The sequence below is a fragment of the Ensifer sp. EB106-03-01-XG145 genome, assembly GCF_058792075.1.
On record NZ_JBYTEC010000024.1, the window covers coordinates 24,896 to 45,256 of the forward strand.

The following is a 20,361-nucleotide window of genomic DNA, read 5'->3' on the forward strand; positions in this document are numbered from 1 at the left end:
GCCCCCATTTCATCATTCGCCGCCACCGCGGCACTCAGTCCGGAGGCCTGGAGCGCGATTGCTCCTTCGTGGCCGCCGTACAATTCCAGGGCCGATCAGTAGCGCCCGACCAGCAGTCCGCCGTCGACAACGAGAACCTGCCCGGTCATGTAGCGAGCAGCGTCGGACGCCAGGAACGCGATGACGTCGGCGATATCCTCCGGCGTGCCGAGACGCTTCATCGGAATGAAGTCGGCCGCCGCTTCGGCCCCGACGGGACCAAGCGAATTCTCTTCGGAGAGCAATTGCGCGGTGCGGATGTAGCCAGGCGCCACGCCATTGACGCGCACGCCATCAGCCGCAAGTTCGACTGCCAGTCCACGGACGAGGCCGACGACCCCAGATTTGGCGGCGGAGTAGTGGACATGCTCGTCCCAGCCATAGGCAACGCCCATGATCGACGAGAGCGCGACGATGCTGCCTGCCCTGCGGCGACGCATGCCGGGAGCCACCGCCCGTGCCAGCCGGAAAATGCCCTTCAAGTCGATGTCGAAGGTCAGATCCCACTTGTCGTCGGTCAGTTGGCCAAGCGGCGTGCGATGGGCAATCCCGGCATTGGCAACGACGACGTCGACACGACCGTGCCGGCTTTCGATGTCGGTTACCAACGCATCGGTCGCCGCGGTCGAGCGCACGTCGTAGTAGGCGAACTCGGCCGAACCGCCGGCTGCGCGGATCGCCTCGACCGTCGCTGCACCCTCGCGCTCCAGTATATCGGTCACCACGACATGATCACCGGCCGATGCGAAGGCTTTGGCCGTCGCTTGGCCGATACCGATACCGGCACCGGTGACAATGACAAGGCGGGAAGTCTTGGGAGGATTTGTCATCGCATCTTTCCTGTCAGAGCATTACGTCGCCGGAGTTCGGTCCAAGCGTCTGGCCGACGAAGAGGCTTGCCGCCGGCGACGCCAGGAACGACACCGTGGCGGCCACCTCTTCCGGCTCGCCGAAGCGGCCGAGCGGCAATTGCTGTTTCTTCGCGGCGCGCCAGTCGTCGGAAAGTTCCATCACGAGTGGCGTGTTGATCGGCCCCGGGGCGACGGCGTTGACGCGCACTCCGCGGCTCGACACTTCGCGTGCCAGTGCCTTGGTCATGCCGATAATCGCCGCCTTGGCACCGGAGTAGTGGACGAGTTCGACGCCGCCGATCTGACCGAGTTGCGAGGCGACGTTGATGACGACGCCCTCGCAGCGCTCGAGCATCGGGCGGAGCACCGCCTTGGTCATCAGGAACGTGCCGCGTACGTGAACGGCGAACATGCGGTCGAAATCGACGACATCAAGGTTTTCGAACAGCGTCTGATGCGCGATGCCCGCATTGTTGACGAGGAGCGCCGCGGCACCGTGCGCGGTCGTGCCCACCTCCACTATCCTATGGACATCGGCCTCGCTCGAAACATCGCCGGCAGCGGCGGTCGCCTTGCCCCCTGCACGGACGATCTCGTCGGCGACCGACTGGCTGCGCTCGGGCGAGAGATCATTGACGAGTACGGCGTAGCCGTCGGCGGCAAGCCGCAGGGCAATCGCGCGGCCGATGCCGGAACCGGCACCGGTGACGATCGCCGCCGGAGAAGGTGCCCCTGCCATCATGCTTCCTCCTGGATCGCAACGCGCTTGGCGCGGCGCACCGACAGCGTCATCAAGGCCGCATAGGTACCGAGCAGCGCGAAGGAGAAGAGCGTGGTCAGCACGCCGAAGGCGAAGACGTTCGGATGCACTTCGACCGAGAAGGTGCCGTAGATCGCCAGCGGCAGCGTCAGGTCGCGGCCCGAAGCAAAGAGCGTGCGCGAGAACTCGTCATAGGAGAGCGTAAAGGCAAAGAGCATGGCTGAGAGCACGCCCGGGAAGATCAGCGGGAACGTGACCTTGCGGAAGGTGCGCGCCGGGGTGACACCGAGCGACCAGGACGCCTCCTCCATGCTGGGGTCGAAGCGGTTGAAGATCGCCAGCATCACCAGGAAGGCGAAGGGGAAGGTGTAGACCACGTGCAGCACGAAGGCCGTGCCCCACCAGTGGCGGTCGATGCCGAGCGTGTTGGCGACCAGCGCCATGCCGAGGCCGACGAGCACGCCGGGCACCATCATGCCGAGGACGATGAGATAGAACACCACGCCGGAACCGCGGAACTTGCGGCGGAAGGCCTGGGCGGCGGTCACGCCGAGCACCGTGGACACGATCATCGTCATGACGGCGAGCACCAGCGAACGGACCAACGCCTGTTCGATCGGCAGCGGCGCAATGCGCGACGGCGGCGTCAGGCCGAAGAGATGCTGATACCAATAGGTCGACCATTCGATGATCGGGAACTGCGGTCCACCTTCCGGTCCGGTCTGGAACGAGAGGATCGCCAGAACCGCAAGCGGTCCGTAGAGGAAGACCAGGAAGAGCGCGGTATAGGCGCCGAGGCCGAGTTTCATGCCGCTGGCGTTCATGATCAGAGTTCCTTCCTGAGGTCGACGACCCTGAGGAGGGCGGCGATGACCGCCCCCATCAGGATGGTGAGGACGACGCCGGCGACGGCGGCAAAGGCCCATTTCAACGAGCCGACCTGGGTGACGATGATATTGCCGAGCAGGTTGACCTTGCGGCCGGAGAGCGCGGCAGAGGTGGCGAATTCGCCGAGCACCATGACGGAGACGAAGATCGCGCCGACCACCACGCCCGGCATGGACAGGGGCAGGATGATGGTGCGGAAGATCCGCCAGAAACCGGCCCCCAGATCCTGCGCCGCCTCGATGACGGAGTGATCGATACGGCCGAGCATGAAGGCGATCGGCCCGACCATGAAGACGCAGTAGATCTGCGTCATGCCGATGATGACCGAAAGCTCCGAAAACAAGAGAACCTCGATCGGCGCGTCGGTGATGCCGAGGTTCATCAGGATCATGTTGATCGCACCTTCCTTGCCGAGCATCGGCCGCCAGGCGAGAACGCGGATCAGGAACGAGGTCCAGAAAGGAATGACGCAAAGGACGAGCAGAACCGTCTGCAGCGCCTTGTTCTTGACGAAGAGCCCGACATAGAGTGCGGCCGGGTAGCCGACGAGGACAGTCGCGACGAGCACGATCAGCCAGATGCGCACCGTCGTCCAGAGCGCACCGAGATAGGTATCGCTGGTGAAGAAGGTGACCCAGCTTTTCAGCGTCAGCGTTGGCTCGATTTTGAAGGTGGTCTGCGTCCAGAACGAGACGTAGACCATCATCAGCATCGGCAGGACGAGGAACAGGACCATCCAGAGGACGCCAGGGGCGAGCAGCCATAGCGCCTTTCCGCCGGGCTTCTTCTCAGCGACGGTTTCCGCTTCCGTCTGTTCCGCAACGGCCATCATGCTCATCTCTCAATCTCCGGGGACCAGTGCAGCACCGAAGCACCGGCTTTGGCAGTTTCAGTTTCGGGCGCTTCAGGCATCGGTGTTTCAGGCGTAGACAAGGGCGTCCTCCCGCTTCCAAACGAGCGCATAGCGGCCCTGATCCACATAGGTTTCAGGCGCGGCATGGCTGAGATGGGTCTCCACTTCGAAGACCCGCCCGTCATCGAGGGTGAAAAAGGAATTGACCGCAGCGCCGGAATACTCGCTGGCGACGAAGTTGCCTTCGACGCGCACCTCATTCTCGCCGATCGCTGCCTCGCGCGGGCGCACCGCGACGCGGTCGTAGCGGATCGCATAGGCCGGTTGCGTCGCCCGGGTTGCCGGGCGGTTGCCGAGCGAAAAGCGCCCGGCACTGCCGACGAAGGCACCGCCTTCGAGGCGCCCGGGGAAAAGGTTGTAGCAATTGAGGAAGCGGGCGACCGCCGGTGAAGCCGGACGGTTGTAGATGGTGTCGGAATCGGCCGATTGCGCGATGCGGCCGCTGTCGAGCACCAATACCGTGTCACCCATTGCCAAGGCCTCGGTCTCGCTTCCCGTAACATGAAGGAACGTGACGCCGCAGCGCTCGCGGATGGCGCGCAGTTCGGTGCGCATCCGGGCGCGCAGATTGGCGTCGAGCGCGCCGAGCGGCTCGTCGAGCAATACCATGCGCGGTTCGGTGACCAGCGTCCGCGCCAACGCGACGCGCTGCCGTTGGCCACCGGAGATCTGTGTGACGGCGCGGCCTTCCAGACCGCTTAGGCCGACCAGAGCGATGATGTCCTTAACCAGGCCCTCGACCGCGCGACGGTCTGTCACCGCATCGACCTCGCGGTTTTCCAGGCCGAAGGCGATGTTCTGGGCGACAGAGAGATGCGGGAAGAGAGCGAAGTTCTGGAACACGAAGCCGATGCCACGCTGATGCGGCGCTACGGTGTCGATGCGCTTGCCGTTAAACAGGATGCTGCCGCCGTCCGGATCCTCGAAACCGGCGATCACGCGCAACAAGGTGGTTTTGCCAGAGCCGCTCGGTCCGAGAAGCGAGATATAGGCGTCGCCCGGCAATGCGAGGTCGATGCCATCGAGAGCACGCATCTCGCCAAAGGCCTTGGTGACGTTCTTGAGCTGTAGGACTGTCGACATCGCTTTCCTGCCCGTTGTCGCCGACCGACCACCAGCCAACGCTTCGCCCTCGCCGGTGCCGATCAGGCATCCGAACGCACATGCGAAAGCAATCACGCATGGGTCACATGCGCGGCTGAGATGACGGTCCTTTGCGATTCAAAAATAAGTTCCACCTGTGCGCTTCTTCTGAGCGCTTGCATGTCACGAACCATGACACGAATGATTTTTGTATGCAATAGACTTTTATCGGCTTTTGCCGAGTGTGAATGAATAGCATTCTGACAACGCAAACACGACGTCCGCACACCTGCCCTGCACTCGAGCCGCATACCGCCCACAGATGAGAACACCGCGCAATTGCACCAGGTTCATGGGGTGCAACCGCAGGAGATCTCCAATCAGGCTATAGCCTCACCATCGCCGCAGCCACGCATACTCATGCTGGCGCGCCACGTCTATCGGCGACAATGCGATAGACAAGCGCATAGAAAAATTGCACATATGTATGCAATATGCATTTATTTTGCGCTGTCACGGTCACCGGCAAGTGGCGTAAAGAAAGGGGACGACATTGCCAGCCAAACGGAAGATGCCAGACCGCATGAGCGAGCCACGCCTCGGCCAGAATACGCAGCGCCGATACGAAATTGCCGAGGATGTGCTGCGCACGAACATTGCCGAAGGCACCTTGCCGCCCGGCCTTGTTCTGCTCGAAGGACCGATCGCCGATATCTTGCAAATCTCCCGCGCGCCGGTGCAGCGCGCCCTGCTGCAGCTCGAAAGCGACGGGCTCGTACACCGTTTCAAGGGACGCGGCTATCTCGTCGGCCCTCCCGGCCGGGCGATCGAGCCAAACCGCACCGACATCAAAACACTCGGCCTCATCGTGCCGCAACACGCCGACGAGGCACTGCAAAGCCGCTCGTCCTGGGAGCGCATCTACGACGAGATCGAGAACGATGTCGCCGGCTGCGTGATCTTTGGCCAATACCGCATCATCGAAAACGAGCTCGCCAACCACTTTAACGTCAGCCGCACGGTCGTGCGCGATGTGCTGACCCGATTGCGCGAGCGCGGGCTCGTGCGCAAGAACCAGAGCTCGCACTGGATCGCCGGCCCGCTGACGGCCCAGACGGTAAAGGATCATTTCATGTTGCGCCGGCTGCTGGAGCCGCAGGCGCTGGCGCTTGGCGCGCCGCACATCGACCGCGACCGGCTTGCCGCACTTTTCAACCGGCTCGTCGAGTTCGGCCAGACGCAAGACGGTGACGGCTGGCTGGGCCTTGAAGACATCCTCCTGGAGTTCACCGAGGCTTGCGTCCTTGCCATGCCGAACGAACGCCTGCGTGAGCTGATCCGCAACAATCTCCTGCCGGTCACCGCCACCGAAAAGCTGCTGCGGCAACTGGGGCTGCCGGGTGATCCGGCTGTCATCGCCGAACTGAAACTCATCGTCGAGCTCATGGCGCGAGGCGCCAATTCGGCGGCCGCGTCGATGCTCGAAAGCCATATCGACGCTTCGCTGAACCGCACCATCGCGCAGATGAAGATCGTGGCGATCATCCCCGGGCCGAGCTTCACCGCCGCCTATCTGACACGTGTTGTCGAATAGAGCGCTCGCCGGCTTGAAACGGGCGCAGTGAAGCCGAGCGGCCGCTGCCGCCGGTTGCAAGATCAGGTCCGTCCTCCTCACCGCCTGCCCTCCTGTCTTCACAACGCCTGTTCGGTTGCAGTGATCGCGCTGCTAACGCTTTAGCGCCGCCGGACGCCCTTGCGTCCGGTCGCCAACTGCGTCACGCGCTTGTAGCGATAGCCGTCCGCAGCGCTTCGAGCCGCTTGCCTTCTTCGGCGCGGGCCGCCAGCGCCTCCTCCATCGTCACTTCGACGAAGCGCGTCGGCGTGTGCGGCTGCAATTGCCCGATCAGGTCCATATCCGCCGAGATCACCGTTCCGACCATGAAGTAGCCGCCACCCGATACTGCATCGCGATGCAGGATGATCGGCTCTGTGCCACCCGGCACCTGGATCGAGCCGTAGGGATAACAACTGTCGACGATGTTCGAGGGATCTGACCCGGCACCGAACGGCTGGTCGCGATCGACGAAGCTCAGCTTGCGGCCACCGCGGAAGCGATAGCCCATGCGATCGGCCTCCGGCGCAACCTTCCACTCATCGGCGAAGAAGCTCTGCTTTGCCTCGTCCGTCAGGCGATCCCAGTAGAGCCCGGGCAGCACACGCAGGGCTGCAGGTTCCGCCGGCTTGCGGCGCAGGCTTTCATCCACCGTCAGTCCCTTGCCGGCGGCGCGGGCCTGCCCGACTGGCAGAACATCGCCTGCCGCAAGCGCGCGTCCCTTGTATCCACCAAGTGCGCCGATCGGATAGGTCGAGCGGCTGCCGAGCGCCTCCGGCACGTCGATGCCGCCGGAGACGGCGATGTAGATGCGCGCGCCGGACTTGAGGAAGTCGAAGCTCAAGGTCTGTCCGGCCTTGACGCGAAAAGCCGTCCATCCCGGCTGGAGTACATCGTCCACCTTGACCGGCATATCGGCTCCGGTGACGGCAACGACCGCGTCTTCGGTGAATTCGAGCTTCGGCCCGAGGAAGACTGCCTCCAACCCGGCGGCGCCCTCGTCGTTGCCGACGAGCAGATTGGCGGCCCGCATGGCGTAGCGATCCATTGCCCCGCCGATCGGAATTCCGAGATGGAAGTAACCGGGGCGGCCGAGGTCCTGGATGGTGGTCGCCAGACCATGATGCAGCACATTAATGGCCATTGAGCACACCCTCCAGCTTGGTGTTGTAGCCGGCGATGCCCTTCTGGAACTCGCGCAGGTCGAAGCTGACGTCGCGGATCGGCGGTGCGAAGCGTCCCCTGTCGACATCCTCCACCGCCTGGTCGTAGGCATCGCGGTCGATGGGCTTGAACTTGACGATATCGCCGGGTCGGAAGAAGACCATGAAATCGCGCAGATAGCTCGTCGTCTGCGTCGGATCGAAGATCGGCATCGGCGTGATGCCGAACATCTGGTAGCCGCCGGCGCCCCGCACCGAGTAGATGCAGCCGAAACAACCGCCGTGACCAACCGTCAGCTTCGGCGTATCGGTCCGCGGCCGCAGATATTTCGGCACCTCGATCTGCCGCTGGCGCTCGACCATCTGATACATGAAGGGCAGGCCGGCCACAAAACCGACCATCGAGACGAACCAGGGTGAGCCCGAATGGGCGGCCACGAAATCGGCGACTGCGTCGTAGCCATTGATCCGTGCTGCGTAGTCTAGGTCGGTACCATCAGGATCCTGGTGCCGTTCGCGGAAACGCATCAGCGTCTCGTGCGTCCACGGATCGCTATAGAAGACCGGGATCTCGACGATGCGCGTGCGAATGACGGGCTCGGCCCGTTCCGCTGCACCTTCGATCGCCTGAACTTCCTTCAGCACATCGTCCGGCTTGATCACGTCAGGATCGAACTTGATCTGGAACGAGGCGTTCGCCGGGCAGATCTCCGTGACGCCGCGGATGCGGCTTTCCCGCACGCCCTTTGCCATGGACAGGCTCTTGAAGAAGGCTTCGAGAGACATCTCGTCGCTGCATTCGACGAACAGATGCTCGTCACCTCCGAATGAATAACGTGTCGGCATCACGCGACCTCCACGGTGCGGCCGCCTGGCGCGGCGAACTCAGTTTCCAGCCATGTCTCGAGAAAGCGGGTGTGGAAGGCACCGGCAGCAACGTTCGCATCGGCGGCCAGCGCCTGATGCAGCGCAATCGTTGTCGGCACGCCTTCAATCTTCAGATCTGCAAGCGCCCGGGAGAGTCTTGCAAGGCACGCCGTCCTGTCCTCACCCCAGACGATCAGCTTGCCGAGCAGAGAGTCGTAGAAGGGCGGTATCGTGTAGCCCTCGTAGAGCATCGTGTCGAAGCGAACGCCCTCGCCTTCCGGCACGGCCAAGCGCGTGATTGTGCCCGGCGCCGGCATGAAACCGCGTGCCGGGTCTTCGGCATTGATCCGGCACTCGATCGCGTGGCCGCGAACCGAAATGTCCGATTGGCGCACGGAAAGCGACGCGCCGCCGGCGACACGGAACATCTCCTGGACGAGATCGATGCCGGTGATCATTTCGGTCACGGGGTGCTCGACCTGGATACGGGTGTTGACCTCGATGAAATAGAAGGCCTGACTTTCGTCGTCGTAGAGATATTCGACCGTACCGGCGCCGCGATAACCGACGGCCCGGGCGAGCGCCACAGCGCTGTCGCAGAGCTTCTGTCGGACATCGGCAGGCAAGAGGAATGAAGGCGCCTCCTCCCAGACCTTCTGCCGGCGGCGCTGCAGTGAGCACTCCCGCTCGAAGCAATGCACGAAGTTCTCTCCGTCGCCGAGGATCTGTACCTCGACGTGACGCGCTCGGGTGATGACCTTCTCGAGGTAGAGGCCGCCGTCGCCGAAGGAGGCGAGTGCTTCGGCCGACGCCTGGGGGAATTGCTTGTCGAGTTCCGCCGGATCGTTGACGATCCGGATGCCACGCCCGCCGCCACCGGCGGCGGCCTTGATCATGATGGGGAAACCGGTCTGCGCGGTTACCGCATGCGCCTCTTCCAAGCTCGCTATCCGGCCGTTGCTGCCGGGCACCGTCGGCACGCCTGCCTTCTCGGCCACGGCACGGGCCTGCACCTTGTCACCGAGTAGCCTGATAGCATCACCGGAAGGGCCGATGAAGATCATGCCGGCAGCAACGACCGCATCGGCAAAGTCGCCGTTCTCCGACAGGAACCCGTAACCCGGATGCACCGCGTCGGCACCCGCGCGCTTGGCCGCCGCGATCACGGCGGCAATGTCGAGATAGGATTTCTTTGGCGCCGGTGGACCGATTTCGATAGCTTCGTCTGCGAGCTTCACCGCCAGCATATCCGCGTCCGCAGCGCTGTAGACCTGGACCGAACGGATGCCGAGCGCCTTTGCCGCTCGGATAATGCGCACAGCGATCTCACCGCGATTGGCAATCAGGACCGAGCGGATCGTCATAGCTCCACCTCGGCGATCACCTGACCGGCCATGACCGGCTCTTCATTGTCGACGAGGAACCGGATGCTGCCGCCGGCGACGCCCGCCTGGATCTCCTGGAACGTCTTCATCACCTCGATCAGGCCGATGGCCTCGTTCGAGGCGACCGCGTCGCCATCCGATTTGAACGGCGGGACATCCGGAGCAGACGACCGATAGAAGGTTCCTGGAAGGGGCGATCGGATTTCGTGCTTGCTCATGGTTGCCTCCGCTTGGTCAATTGGTCTTGAGCTGTGAAACAGGAGCGATCCGGATACCCTCCGCCGCAAGCGCTTCCCGCATGAGGCGCACGATATCGAGTGCGCCGAGCGTATCGGAATGGAAACAGATGGATTCGAAAGCGATGTCGATATCGCTACCGGTCACGGTGCGCACGCGACCTTCCTTGCAGGCGCGCACCACCTTTCGCGCGATCGCAACTGCGTCGGGGCGACCGGCGTCGCGTGTGAAGACGATCGAGCCGCTGTCGTCGTAGCCGCGATCGGCATAGAACTCGCGAATGACCGGCTGCCCGACTTCGCGCGCAGCGATTTCCGTCTCTGAACCCGCCATGCAGAAGACGAAAGCCGTCGGCGCGACCGTGCGCATATATTGCAGGAAGATCTGTGAAAGCTCGCGGTTGACCGCCATTTCCATGTAGAGGGCGCCGTGCGGCTTGACGTGCTGCAGGCTGGCGCCGTGTCGTCTCGCAAACTCCCTGACAGCGCCGACCTGGTAGACGACATCGTTGACCAGTTCGCGTGCCGTGCCGGCGATCTTGCGGCGACCGAAGCCCTGCAAGTCGCGATAGCCCGGATGCGCGCCGATACCGACGCCGTGCTCGGCGGCGAGCCGCACGGTCTCGTCCATCAGATTGGGGTCCCCGGCGTGGAAGCCCGCGGCAATGTTGGCAGAGCTGATCAGCGCCATCAAAGTCGCGTCATCCGTATCGCCGATGTGCCAGCGACCGAAGGACTCTCCCATGTCACAGTTGATGTCGACGACGTCGAGCAAAATCTCTTCCTTCGATTGTGGCCGCCGAGAAGCCAGCCGAACCTGCGATAGGCAAACGCTAGGGGCAATCCGTGCATTTGAAAAATTCAATTTTCATATGCCATGTATCTATTTTTCAGAATTCGCACTTGCAATATTCTTCCTGAGAAAATATCGTTAAAACCGCCAGTTAAACGAGTCTGCCTGTGTTTCGATCAAGTATCTGCACAAGGAGAAAGCAAACTTTCTGATTTATGGGCGTACATTATCGAAAAATCATAAGAGCAATCGATGTCGTTCAGCCTTCGCCAGCTTCGCTATTTCGTCGCGACCGCCGAACTCGGGCAGATCTCGCAAGCCGCCGTCGATCTCTCCATTTCGCAATCGGCCATTACCACGGCAATCAAGGAACTGGAGCGCATCGTCGGGGCGAGCCTGTTCCTGCGGACGCCGAGCGGCATGGACCTTACCTTGGCCGGGCGGCAATTCCTCTCCCACGCCTATGAGATCCTGAAGAAGGTCGACGAAGCAACGCATCTCAACGTCGTCAGCAGTGCGGTCGAGGGCACGCTGGCAATCGCCGCAACCTATACGGTGATCGGCTACTTCCTGCCGCAGCATATCGAGCGGCTACGGCGGCTGTTCCCGAAACTGGAACTTCAGCTTTTCGAACTCAATCGCGAGTCGATCGAAGAAGGCCTGTTGACCAACCGCTACGATATGGCGGTGTTGTTGACCTCCAACATCCTCAACCCGGCGCTGACGACAGAAAAGCTCATGAGTTCGACGCGGCGGCTCTGGGTGCCGGCCCAGCATCCGCTGCTTGCGCGCGACAGTGTCGGCTTCCGTGAAATCGCCCAGGAGCCTTACATCATGCTGACGGTTGACGAGGCCGCGCACACCTCGCTGAAATACTGGAGCGCGTCTACCTACCAGCCGCGTGTCATTCTCCGGACCTCCTCCGTCGAAGCTGTTCGCTCGCTGGTGGCCAACGGCCAGGGAGTGGCTATCCTTTCCGACATGGTCCACCGCCCCTGGTCGCTTGAAGGCCGGCGCATTGAAACGATCGACGTTCGCGATCCGGTGCCCGCGATGGACGTCGGGCTTGCATGGCGTCGCGGCACGGAGTTCTCGCCAGTAATGACGGCGCTGCGCTCCTATTTTCAGCAGACCTTTCAGAAGTAGCGCTTATAGCGAACCAGAGTTGATCCCGGAAATCGATAGAGCAGCATGAGCGAAGCTGCGCAGTACCGTACATTCCAGTCGATACATTATGCGATTTTCGAGCTCCTCCCGCCGCGCGTAGATCGTTCCACGCCTCCTCCCAGAGCCGATTAAGTTCAAAAGCCCAGGAACCTCCGCCCGTGTCGCAGTGGGTTTGTAGCGCCGCGCCTCACCGTCCTGCTTCCTTGACCGCGCGCCTTCCCTTACAATCCCTTCCGGACACAATGGAGTTGCGCCATGAGCGAAGACGCCTTCAACATGTCGATCCGCAAGTTCCTGAAGGAAGTCGGCATCACCTCGCAGCGCAAGATCGAGGATACGGTGCGCGAAGGGCAGGCCGGCGGCCAAAAGCTGAAGGTTCGCATGACATTAACGGCGGAAGGCACCGACCTCAACCACGTAGTGAATGGCGAGATCGAACTTCCATAAGAAGCATCGCGCTTCCTACCGTGCAACGTCGCATCCCCTAATACGAATTCGGAGCCGTCAGAACGCCATTCACCTAACCACAGACCCATGCTGCACGCCCTGGAAACACCGCAGCGCATAACTGTGCCGCAGAACCCAAAATGCAGCGGCTCCGACGAGCAGTTGGATCCTGCCACCCTGCAGTTGCAAATGGAAAGCAGCGGGCAGGCCAGTTCACGCCTTCTTAACCATGAATTGTGAAAATGTGCACATCCGGTGGGCATGATGCCGACCGTTCGTTTGGGGTAAAAAGTGCATGCGTAAGCCGCAAGATCAGAAGCTGTCCTCTGGCGCCCCCATACCGGAGTCCGGGTACATCGTCTCCCGCCGCGCCGTGCTTTCGGGACTCGGTGTCATGACCCTGCTTGGCGCTTCCGGCTGCTCGCAGACGCTCGAACTCCCGTCGCTGGGACCTATCGAGCCGTCTGGTGGTATGCCGCCTATGGGCGTTGACCACATGCCGACCGGGTCCATACGCCCGATCCCACCGATCAGCGTCGACAGCAACATCACCGACAACGGCACGATGTATGCCTCGCTGATCGATAATGGTTTCGTGATCCCGGCAATCCCATTCCAGAAGGTCAGGCCGGAATTCCGGCGTCAGATCGTCATCGACCCGACCGGCGAGGCGCCGGGCACGATCGTAGTACGGCTCAACGAGCGGCATCTCTATTGGGTGCAGGAAGGCGGCGAAGCGATCCGCTACGGCGTCGGCATCGGCAAGGCCGGCTTCGAATGGAGTGGCCGCGCGGAGATCCAGTACACAAAGGAGTGGCCGATCTGGACGCCGCCCAAGGAGATGATCGCGCGCAAGCCGGAGCTGGTGAAATGGACGGGCGGTCAGCCGGGTGGGCTCGACAATCCGCTCGGCGCCCGCGCGCACTATATCTACAAAGACGGCCACGACACTGGCTATCGCGTGCACGGCTCACCGGAATGGTGGACCATTGGCACTCAAGCATCTTCCGGCTGCGTGCGCATGATCAATCAGGACGTCATCGACCTCTACAACCGGGTCAAGGCGTCATCGACCAAAGTCCCGATTGTGGTGGCGTGAAAGCCTTCCCCTCGAGGTACGGTTCGAGGACCAGAATTTCGCACCTGACCCGGTTTCCGCGTCGCCCCGCTTTACATTTTAGAAAGCTCGAACTTCTGCGAACTGTGAACTTGGAATCAGCCCGAAAACTTGTAAGTTGAGCGACCTTTTCCAACCTACGAGCGGCTAATGCAGGTTCTAGTACGTGATAACAATGTTGATCAGGCGCTCCGCGTCCTGAAGAAGAAACTCCAGCGCGAGGGCATTTTTCGTGAAATGCGGATGCGCGAGGCTTTTGAAAAGCCCTCGGTTAAGAGAGCACGAGAGAAAGCCGAGGCGGTGAGCCGCCAGCGTAAGAATGCTCGCAAGCAAATGCAACGCGAAGGCCTGCTCCCGTCGAAGCCGAAAAAGAGCAGATAGCTCTATGAACGCTCAAGGCCGCCGCTGTGACGGTGGGGTAGAGCGCGCGCCTCAATTTTACGAACGCGCACCTTGGTTGAGCCTCCACCCCCTGCGGAGGCTCAAGCCGACTGCGAATCCCTCGCCTTGATGGGAATCGAACCCGCGATCCCACCCCACTCGACGGGACCGTGTCCATCTCAGTAAAGGATCCGCAGTGAACTGTTAGCATAGTCCGTAAGAAGTCGAGGGTGCCAGAATGGAAGGCAAGCAAGAGCCTAAGCCGAAACCGACGTCATGCAGTGGCCATATCTGAAAACGTGCGTCAGAAAGCTTCACTTTTCCCTTTCCTGCGAAATTGAAGGTGCAGGTGGAACGGAGCGATCTTGGTGTCGGCATCGTTCTCGACGCCTGCTTGGGGAATGGGAGAAGGCAATGTTTAGACAGCTACTTGCACTCGCGTTTATCTGCCCGGACTACGATCACGCACTCGACGCAAATGGCGAAGTCACGAATGGGCAGACGTTCTGGAATGCGCTCGCAGCAGTTTTCAAATAGCGGGATTTCAGGCAACGTAAAACCCGGCGCTCCACAATAGAGCGCCGGGTTATTCTTTCAGCTGCGGGCACCTGTGATGTAAGAGATAATCTCATCCGTCGTCGTATGCGATGTCTGCAATTCAGCGGCGATCCGACCTCGGCGGAATACGTAAACCCGGTTGCTGAGTTCCATGACCTGCTTCATGTTGTGGCTGACGAGAAGGACAGCAACACCACGTGATTGCAGCGCCCGGATAATGTCATGAACATGGGCAGTTTCCTGAACGCCGAGCGCCGCGGTAGGCTCATCCATGATGATCAGCTGCGACCCCCATCCCGCCGCACGTGCGATCGCAACGCCTTGGCGCTGACCGCCGGACAAACCACCAACAATGTCACGCACACCCGGGACGTTTACCCCGATTTCGTTCAGTAGTTCTTCGGCCCGCGCGGTCATCTTGCGGCGGTTCAAAATACTGAGACCGCCGAACTTGAAGTAGAACTCCTCGCGACCGAGAAAGAGATTGGTCAGGACATCAAGGTGCTCAGCAAGTGAAAGGTCTTGATACACGGTCTCGATGCCTGCCTCGCGGGCATCGCTAGGCCGATGAAAGATTACTTCACGCCCTGAAACGACGAGCTTGCCTTCGGTTGCGGATTGGGCACCCGAAAGGATTTTGACAAAGGTGCTCTTCCCGGCTCCGTTGTCGCCGACGATGGCGACCACCTCGCCTGGCATGACTCTAAGGTTCGCACCCGAAAGGGCGATCACGCCACCATAGTGCTTGGCGACGCCGACTGCCTCCACAATCGGGGTGGATGTCTCGGGCATAACGACAGCCTCGCTTTGGCGGACTACAGATAAGGGCATTGCACCTCTCCTAAACTAAGTTCGTCAAGTGAGAACCCGCGCCATCTTGGCGGCGCGGGTCGATCCGCATTAGTAGTCAGCCGGAACCTGCTCCACGTTGTCCTTCGTGATCAGCGTGTTCTGAATGATGATCTTGGATTCAACCTTCTCGCCGCGGATCGCCTTGTCGGCAGCTTCAACTGCGAGCTTTGAAAGCAAAGCCGGGCTCTGAGAAACCGTGGCGGTGAGAGTGCCCTCCTTGATGGCGCGACGCGCGTCCTCGGGATAGTCGACCGCAAAGAACATCACTTCATCCCGGCCCTGCGCCTTCGCATACTCGGCAGCGGCAACGAGTTCCGGGCCGTGAGCGAAGACTGCGTTCAGTTCACCCTTGGGGTACTTGGAAAGCCAATCCTGGATCAGTGCGACGGTCTTATCCGCAGCCCAATCGTTTGCCTGCTCTTCGACGATCTTGATCCCTGGTGCGGTCTTGAGCGCGTCATGCTCTCCCTTGGCTCGACCGATCTGAGGCGCAGTTCCGAGGATGCCCGTCATGATGGCGACATTGCCTTCGCCATTCAGCATCTTAACAGCCTGTTCCGCATGGAGCCGGCCGATGAATTCTTCGTCAGAGCCGACGAAAGAAGTGATCGGTGCTTCCGGAGAGATACCCATCGAATAGGAAACGACGGGAATCTTGGCATCGGTTGCCTTCAGGACGCTGCCGACAAGGCTGTCGGGATCGGCAGGCGCAACGATGATGGCGTTCACGCCTTGAATGATGAACTGCTCGATCGCGGCGTTCATCTGCGCCACGTCGTTGTGACCGTCAACCACAGTGACCTCGTATCCGAGCTTCTTGGCGTTCTCTTCCATCGCCTTGACGCCCACGTTCATCCACGGATCGACGCCGATGTTGTAGATCATCACGCCGATCTTTTTGTCTTCCGCCGTTGCCGGTGCTGCGAACGCGGTGCCCACGGCAATTGCGATGGACGCTATACCGAGCATTCGTCTTGTGAGTTTCATTGCAGTCCTCCTAGTTTTGGCAGTGTTTTCTGCCGGTTCCACTCTTAGTATTTGCGGCCGCGCCGCAGGGCTTCGTAACCAACGGCCAGGAGAACACCTGTTCCCATGAATGCCGGTTGCCAGAAGGCTGAGATGCTGTAGAGGGTCATCGCGTTGTTCAGGATCGTCAGAGCGAAGATGCCGATGACCGCGGAACTGATGCCACCGACCCCGCCGGTCAGCGGCGTACCGCCGATGACGACTGCCGCGATCGAAAGGAGCGCCCAGGTGGTTCCAGCTTGCGGGCTCCCGATGCCGGCGACAGAGGTCAGCAAAAGGCCGGCGATGGCAGCGGTGAAGCCGCCGATTGCATAGGTCGCAATGAGGACGCGGTCGACATTGACACCTGCGCGGCTGGTCCCGACTTTGTTGCTGCCAACCGCACGGACATGCTGTCCATAGCTGGTGAAGTGCAGCACGAGCGCCAACACCACAACAACGACGATAAACACCATGCTCGGGAAAGTCAGGCCACCGACATGGAAGAAGCCGAGTTCGCGCCACTCGCGCGGCAGCGGCGCGATCGGACGCGCTTCAGTAAGCGCGTACATCGTGCCAAGGATGATCGCTTGCGTTCCGAAAGTCGAAACAAAGGGGTTCATCCCTACCTTCGCGATCAAGCAGCCGTTGGCGATGCCAATGAGGAGGCCGAGGACCAACGCCGCGACAATCCCGGCCGGAACGCCCGCCGACAGGGATACGGTCGCGGCGAGACATCCGGCGGCCGCGGCAATCGCTCCCACAGAAAGATCGAAGCCTCCCGAGATGATCATTAGCTGCATCCCGCAAGCCACGATGCCGACCATCGACGCCTGTTGGATGATGTTCAACAGATTGGCCGGGTTCCTGAAACTCGGGTTGGCGATTGACAGGCCGATGACGCTGACCACCAACAGCAACAGCATGACGCGTTGCACCATTACGGCAGGATGCTGCGGCGAGAGGAACCGACGCAACGGTCCCGGCTTGTCGACTACGAGCCGACCTGTGGCGACATGTGTCATTCCACTTCCCCTTTTTAACGGTTTTCTCGAAGACGCCAGCTGCTGACGCCTGTCGTATTTGACCTACGAGTGTAGCTCTGCGGGGTGCTGTGACAATTTCGCAAACAGCGGACTGATGACGCAGCTTGAAGCACCGAGCGCTTCGGATCGATCGGCACGGCACAGGACTGGAAAACGTGCGCCACACTGCTTCAGATATTCGCTCGATGCGAAGTTGATGTCCGACATCGGCGGTGAGAGTTGATCAAGTAAATGAGGAACAGATCAGATGCCGAACTTGATTTCAGATATTCCTGCGAAGCGTCGCTTCAGCGTTGGCATGATCGGAGGAGGCCTCGGCTCGTTTTTCGCGGGTATCCACCGCGCGGCCATGCGCCTGACCGGTTGTTTCGATGTGAAAGCTGGAGTGTTCTCTTCCGACGAGGCCGTATCCCGGGAGGCGGCAGAAGCGCTGGGCGTCGCTCCTGACCGGACCTATCGGACTTTCAGGGACATGGTTGCGGCAGAATCGAACCGCTCGGACAGGATTGACGTCGCCGTTGTCGTAACGCCCAATCATCTTCATTACGAACCTTGCAGGCTGTTTCTCGAAGCGGGAATTCCCGTCGTCTGCGACAAACCGTTGGTCAATGCCTCCGGAGAAGCCGAGGAACTGATCAGATTGGCCGCAAACAGGAATTTGTTCGCCGCCGTCACCTACACTTACACCGGCTACCCGATGGTGCGCGACGCGCGGGCTCGTGTCCGCAACGGCGAAATAGGCGAAGTGAAGTTCCTCTACGTGGAGTACCTGCTCGAGTGGTTGGCCAACGACCCCACGAAGCTTGGGAAGGGCGGCATCTGGCGGGGCGACCCTGGAAAAGCCGGATTGACCGGAGCACTCGGCGACGTCGGAACGCATGCCTTCAACATCCTCGAATTTGTCTCCGGCAGGCGGTGTGTCGCTTTGAACGCAAGGCTCTCGACTACGGTCGACGGGTTTGGGCTGGACGACACCGGCGTTGTGCAGATGGATTTCGAAGGAGGTGCCGAAGGGTTACTTTGGTGCAGTCTGGCAGCGCCGGGGCATCGAAATGGCCTGCGTTTCAAAATCGTCGGAAGCAAGGGTACCCTTGAGTGGCGGCAGGAGCAGCCCGAAACGCTGCATCTTTCTCGTATGGGGCAGGCCGATCTCATTTACCGCAGGGGAGCGTCAGACATGACTGAGGAAGGAGCATCGTGTGTTAGCCTTCCCGCTGGAAATCCCGAAGCCTACCTGGAAGCCCTCGCCGTGCTCTACACCGACTACGCCGCCGCGCTGGAGGCCGGACCGAACTGGCGGCATGCTGGTAAGACGCCGATCTCGGACCTCAACGAAGGCTTGCGTGGCGTTCTTCTTTCGGAAATCTGCGTCCGCTCGTCGCAAACCAAAACGTGGCACCCGTTTCCAAAGTAGTCAGTTACTCGGCGCAAAAAACATAGCGCCGTGCGGCGGTCGACCCATTCTCCTCCCGGTCGGCCGCCATTTTTTTACCGGTTGTCCGCTAGAATCATGGCCGCGGCCTTTTCGGCAATCATCAACGTGGGAGAATTGGTGTTTCCGCTGACGATGGTGGGCATGATCGAGGCGTCGGCGATACGGAGCTTGCCTACGGCGCGCATTCTCAACCTGGTGTCCACCACCGAGGCGGGGTCATCGCCCATGCGGCAGGTGCCGACGGGGTGGAAGATCGTTGTTCCTATATCGCCCGCCGCCTTATACAGGTCATCGTCCGTACGATACTCGGGTCCAGGACGGTACTCTACCGGACGGTATTTCGCGAAAGCAGGCTGCTCCGCAATTCTGCGAGCAACCCGTATCGAGTTCGCGGCAACCTCCAGATCGCCCTTGGTCGCCAGATAATTCGGCCTGATGGCAGGTTGCGCGCGGAAATCGGCTGTTCTTACGTGGACCGTTCCGCGGCTCTCAGGCCGCAAGTTGCAGACCGAAGCGGTGATTGCCGGAAACGTGTGAACCGGGTCGCCGAATTTGTCGAGCGAGACAGGCTGGACGTGAAACTCGAGGTCCGGGGTGGCCTTCTCCGGTCCCGATCGCGTGAAGATACCTACCTGGCTGGGGGCCATAGCCATGGGCCCCGACCGTCGAAATAGGTATTCCAATCCGATGGCGGCCTTCCCGAACATGCTGGAGGCTTTTGCGTTCAAAGTCGGGACGCCTGTTACCTTGTAGACAAGACGCAGCTGGAGATGATCCTGAAGATTGGCTCCCACACCGGGGACTTCCGTGTTCACTTCGACACCCGCGGCGCTTAGAGCGGAGCCTTCGCCAATCCCGGAGAGCTCGAGGATGTGAGGCGACCCGATTGCGCCGGCTGCCAAGATTACCTCGGCCCGGGCCGCCGCAGTCCTATCTTGGCCGTTTTGCTGGAATACCACCCCCATGACTTCGCCGTCCTGGATCACAAGTCTACGAACTTGGGCTTCGGTCTCGACGCGCAGGTTTTTTCGGTTGAGCGCCGGGCGCAAGAACCCTTTGGCGGTATTCCATCGAACGCCGGAGCGCTGGTTGACGTCGAAGTAGCCACCGCCTTCGTTGGTGCCCCGGTTGAAGTCCGGGGTCCTCGGAATTCCGGCCTGCTCAGCCGCGTCCAGAAAGGCGTCGAGAACCTTCCAACGTACGCGCGCCTTTTCAACTCTCCACTCTCCACCGGAGCCATGATCGTCCGAAGCGCCTGCGTGAAAGTCCTCCTGCCGCTTGAAGAGAGGAAGAACGTCGTCCCAACCCCAGCCGACGCATCCGAGTTGCCGCCAGTGATCGTAGTCGGCCGCTTGGCCACGCATATAGATCATGCCGTTGATCGATGAGCAGCCCCCGAGCACCTTCCCACGTGGGTAAGACAAACTGCGCCCGTTGAGACCGCTTTCGGCGTCGGTCTTGAAGCACCAATCTGTCCGCGGATTTGATATGCAGTAGAGATAGCCGACCGGAATGTGAATCCAGTGATAGTTATCCCTCCGGCCCGCTTCCAGGAGGAGGACGTTGTTGCGCGGATCGGCCGAGAGCCGATTTGCGAGAACGCAGCCTGCGGACCCTGCGCCCACGACGATGTAGTCGTACTCGCTCATGTCTATCCTTCATACGGTTGCAAAGGGCCTTGTTGGCCATGTGGCCGAGACGCCCGATCATAGCGCTATTCGTCATTTCAAGAGCTCGATCAGCAAGTTCGCACCCGTCCGATA

General features: G+C 61.0%; 20 protein-coding genes. 6 read left to right on the forward strand and 14 right to left on the reverse strand.

Features of this window, described 5'->3' with window-relative positions; genetic code table 11:
* Window positions 1–95 precede the first annotated feature (95 nt).
* From AC3WWH_RS30340 to AC3WWH_RS30360, 5 genes are all read right to left on the reverse strand, one after another.
* Window positions 96–869, reverse strand: a complete 774-nt coding sequence (locus AC3WWH_RS30340; protein WP_113398792.1) for an SDR family oxidoreductase — start codon at window positions 867–869, stop codon at window positions 96–98.
* 13 nt (window positions 870–882) lie between these two features.
* Entirely contained in the window at window positions 883–1,629 is a 747-nt protein-coding gene (locus AC3WWH_RS30345; protein WP_373419917.1) for an SDR family NAD(P)-dependent oxidoreductase, read from the reverse strand.
* Window positions 1,629–2,474 carry an ABC transporter permease gene (locus tag AC3WWH_RS30350; protein ID WP_058323976.1) on the reverse strand — a complete coding sequence of 282 codons (846 nt, stop codon included), beginning with the start codon at window positions 2,472–2,474 and terminating at the stop codon, window positions 1,629–1,631. Before AC3WWH_RS30350 ends, AC3WWH_RS30345 begins: the two co-directional genes overlap by 1 nt.
* Window positions 2,475–2,476: 2 nt before the next feature.
* On the reverse strand, window positions 2,477–3,367 hold the full coding sequence (locus AC3WWH_RS30355; RefSeq protein WP_373419918.1) for an ABC transporter permease: 891 nt from the start codon (window positions 3,365–3,367) through the stop codon (window positions 2,477–2,479).
* Between the two features lie 90 nt (window positions 3,368–3,457).
* Window positions 3,458–4,534 (reverse strand): ABC transporter ATP-binding protein, encoded by a 1,077-nt coding sequence (locus AC3WWH_RS30360; RefSeq protein ID WP_058323978.1) that lies wholly within the window; start codon window positions 4,532–4,534, stop codon window positions 3,458–3,460.
* 583 nt (window positions 4,535–5,117) lie between these two features.
* On the opposite strand from AC3WWH_RS30360, the gene AC3WWH_RS30365 reads away from it, so the two are divergent.
* Window positions 5,118–6,128 carry a GntR family transcriptional regulator gene (locus tag AC3WWH_RS30365; protein ID WP_058323979.1) on the forward strand — a complete coding sequence of 337 codons (1,011 nt, stop codon included), beginning with the start codon at window positions 5,118–5,120 and terminating at the stop codon, window positions 6,126–6,128.
* Between the two features lie 181 nt (window positions 6,129–6,309).
* On the opposite strand, the gene AC3WWH_RS30370 is transcribed toward AC3WWH_RS30365, so the two are convergent.
* The 5 genes from AC3WWH_RS30370 to AC3WWH_RS30390 are packed head-to-tail and all read right to left on the reverse strand — an operon-like array spanning window position 6,310 to window position 10,575.
* A complete protein-coding gene (locus AC3WWH_RS30370) occupies window positions 6,310–7,290 on the reverse strand; it encodes a 5-oxoprolinase subunit C family protein (RefSeq protein ID WP_058323980.1) in 981 nt (326 codons plus the stop codon).
* Window positions 7,280–8,155 carry a 5-oxoprolinase subunit B family protein gene (locus AC3WWH_RS30375; protein ID WP_058323981.1) on the reverse strand — a complete coding sequence of 292 codons (876 nt, stop codon included), beginning with the start codon at window positions 8,153–8,155 and terminating at the stop codon, window positions 7,280–7,282. Before AC3WWH_RS30375 ends, AC3WWH_RS30370 begins: the two co-directional genes overlap by 11 nt.
* Window positions 8,155–9,540, reverse strand: coding sequence for an acetyl-CoA carboxylase biotin carboxylase subunit (locus AC3WWH_RS30380; protein ID WP_058323982.1), 1,386 nt, complete (start codon window positions 9,538–9,540; stop codon window positions 8,155–8,157). Before AC3WWH_RS30380 ends, AC3WWH_RS30375 begins: the two co-directional genes overlap by 1 nt.
* Window positions 9,537–9,779, reverse strand: a complete 243-nt coding sequence (locus AC3WWH_RS30385) for an acetyl-CoA carboxylase (protein WP_058323983.1) — start codon at window positions 9,777–9,779, stop codon at window positions 9,537–9,539. Before AC3WWH_RS30385 ends, AC3WWH_RS30380 begins: the two co-directional genes overlap by 4 nt.
* A 16-nt stretch (window positions 9,780–9,795) precedes the next feature.
* A complete protein-coding gene (locus AC3WWH_RS30390; RefSeq protein WP_373419919.1) occupies window positions 9,796–10,575 on the reverse strand; it encodes a 5-oxoprolinase subunit PxpA in 780 nt (259 codons plus the stop codon).
* Window positions 10,576–10,842: 267 nt separating this feature from the next.
* On the opposite strand from AC3WWH_RS30390, the gene AC3WWH_RS30395 reads away from it, so the two are divergent.
* The 4 genes from AC3WWH_RS30395 (at window position 10,843) to rpsU (ending at window position 13,702) form a co-directional block, all read left to right on the forward strand.
* Window positions 10,843–11,736 carry a LysR family transcriptional regulator gene (locus AC3WWH_RS30395; protein ID WP_058323985.1) on the forward strand — a complete coding sequence of 298 codons (894 nt, stop codon included), beginning with the start codon at window positions 10,843–10,845 and terminating at the stop codon, window positions 11,734–11,736.
* 276 nt (window positions 11,737–12,012) lie between these two features.
* The gene (locus tag AC3WWH_RS30400) at window positions 12,013–12,204 is read left to right on the forward strand and encodes a DUF6494 family protein (RefSeq protein ID WP_058323986.1); all 192 of its coding nucleotides are present in this window, start codon (window positions 12,013–12,015) and stop codon (window positions 12,202–12,204) included.
* Between the two features lie 295 nt (window positions 12,205–12,499).
* Window positions 12,500–13,303: a L,D-transpeptidase gene (locus tag AC3WWH_RS30405; RefSeq protein ID WP_058323987.1), complete on the forward strand. Its 804-nt coding sequence runs from the start codon at window positions 12,500–12,502 to the stop codon at window positions 13,301–13,303.
* Between the two features lie 168 nt (window positions 13,304–13,471).
* The gene (gene rpsU / locus AC3WWH_RS30410; RefSeq protein ID WP_057249963.1) at window positions 13,472–13,702 is read left to right on the forward strand and encodes a 30S ribosomal protein S21; all 231 of its coding nucleotides are present in this window, start codon (window positions 13,472–13,474) and stop codon (window positions 13,700–13,702) included.
* Between the two features lie 594 nt (window positions 13,703–14,296).
* On the opposite strand, the gene AC3WWH_RS30415 is transcribed toward rpsU, so the two are convergent.
* The 3 genes from AC3WWH_RS30415 to AC3WWH_RS30425 all read right to left on the reverse strand — a co-directional run bounded on the left by AC3WWH_RS30415 (window position 14,297) and on the right by AC3WWH_RS30425 (window position 17,142).
* On the reverse strand, window positions 14,297–15,091 hold the full coding sequence (locus AC3WWH_RS30415; RefSeq protein ID WP_492377425.1) for an ATP-binding cassette domain-containing protein: 795 nt from the start codon (window positions 15,089–15,091) through the stop codon (window positions 14,297–14,299).
* Between the two features lie 69 nt (window positions 15,092–15,160).
* Window positions 15,161–16,099 (reverse strand): sugar ABC transporter substrate-binding protein, encoded by a 939-nt coding sequence (locus AC3WWH_RS30420; protein ID WP_082641083.1) that lies wholly within the window; start codon window positions 16,097–16,099, stop codon window positions 15,161–15,163.
* A gap of 44 nt (window positions 16,100–16,143) precedes the next feature.
* Window positions 16,144–17,142, reverse strand: coding sequence for an ABC transporter permease (locus tag AC3WWH_RS30425; RefSeq protein ID WP_082641085.1), 999 nt, complete (start codon window positions 17,140–17,142; stop codon window positions 16,144–16,146).
* Window positions 17,143–17,410: 268 nt separating this feature from the next.
* Between AC3WWH_RS30425 and AC3WWH_RS30430 the strand changes: the two genes are divergently transcribed.
* Entirely contained in the window at window positions 17,411–18,577 is a 1,167-nt protein-coding gene (locus tag AC3WWH_RS30430; RefSeq protein ID WP_113398791.1) for a Gfo/Idh/MocA family protein, read from the forward strand.
* Between the two features lie 74 nt (window positions 18,578–18,651).
* Here the strand turns inward: AC3WWH_RS30430 and AC3WWH_RS30435 are convergent, their stop codons facing one another.
* Window positions 18,652–20,247 carry a GMC family oxidoreductase N-terminal domain-containing protein gene (locus AC3WWH_RS30435; protein WP_113398790.1) on the reverse strand — a complete coding sequence of 532 codons (1,596 nt, stop codon included), beginning with the start codon at window positions 20,245–20,247 and terminating at the stop codon, window positions 18,652–18,654.
* Between the last annotated feature and the right edge of the window lie 114 nt (window positions 20,248–20,361).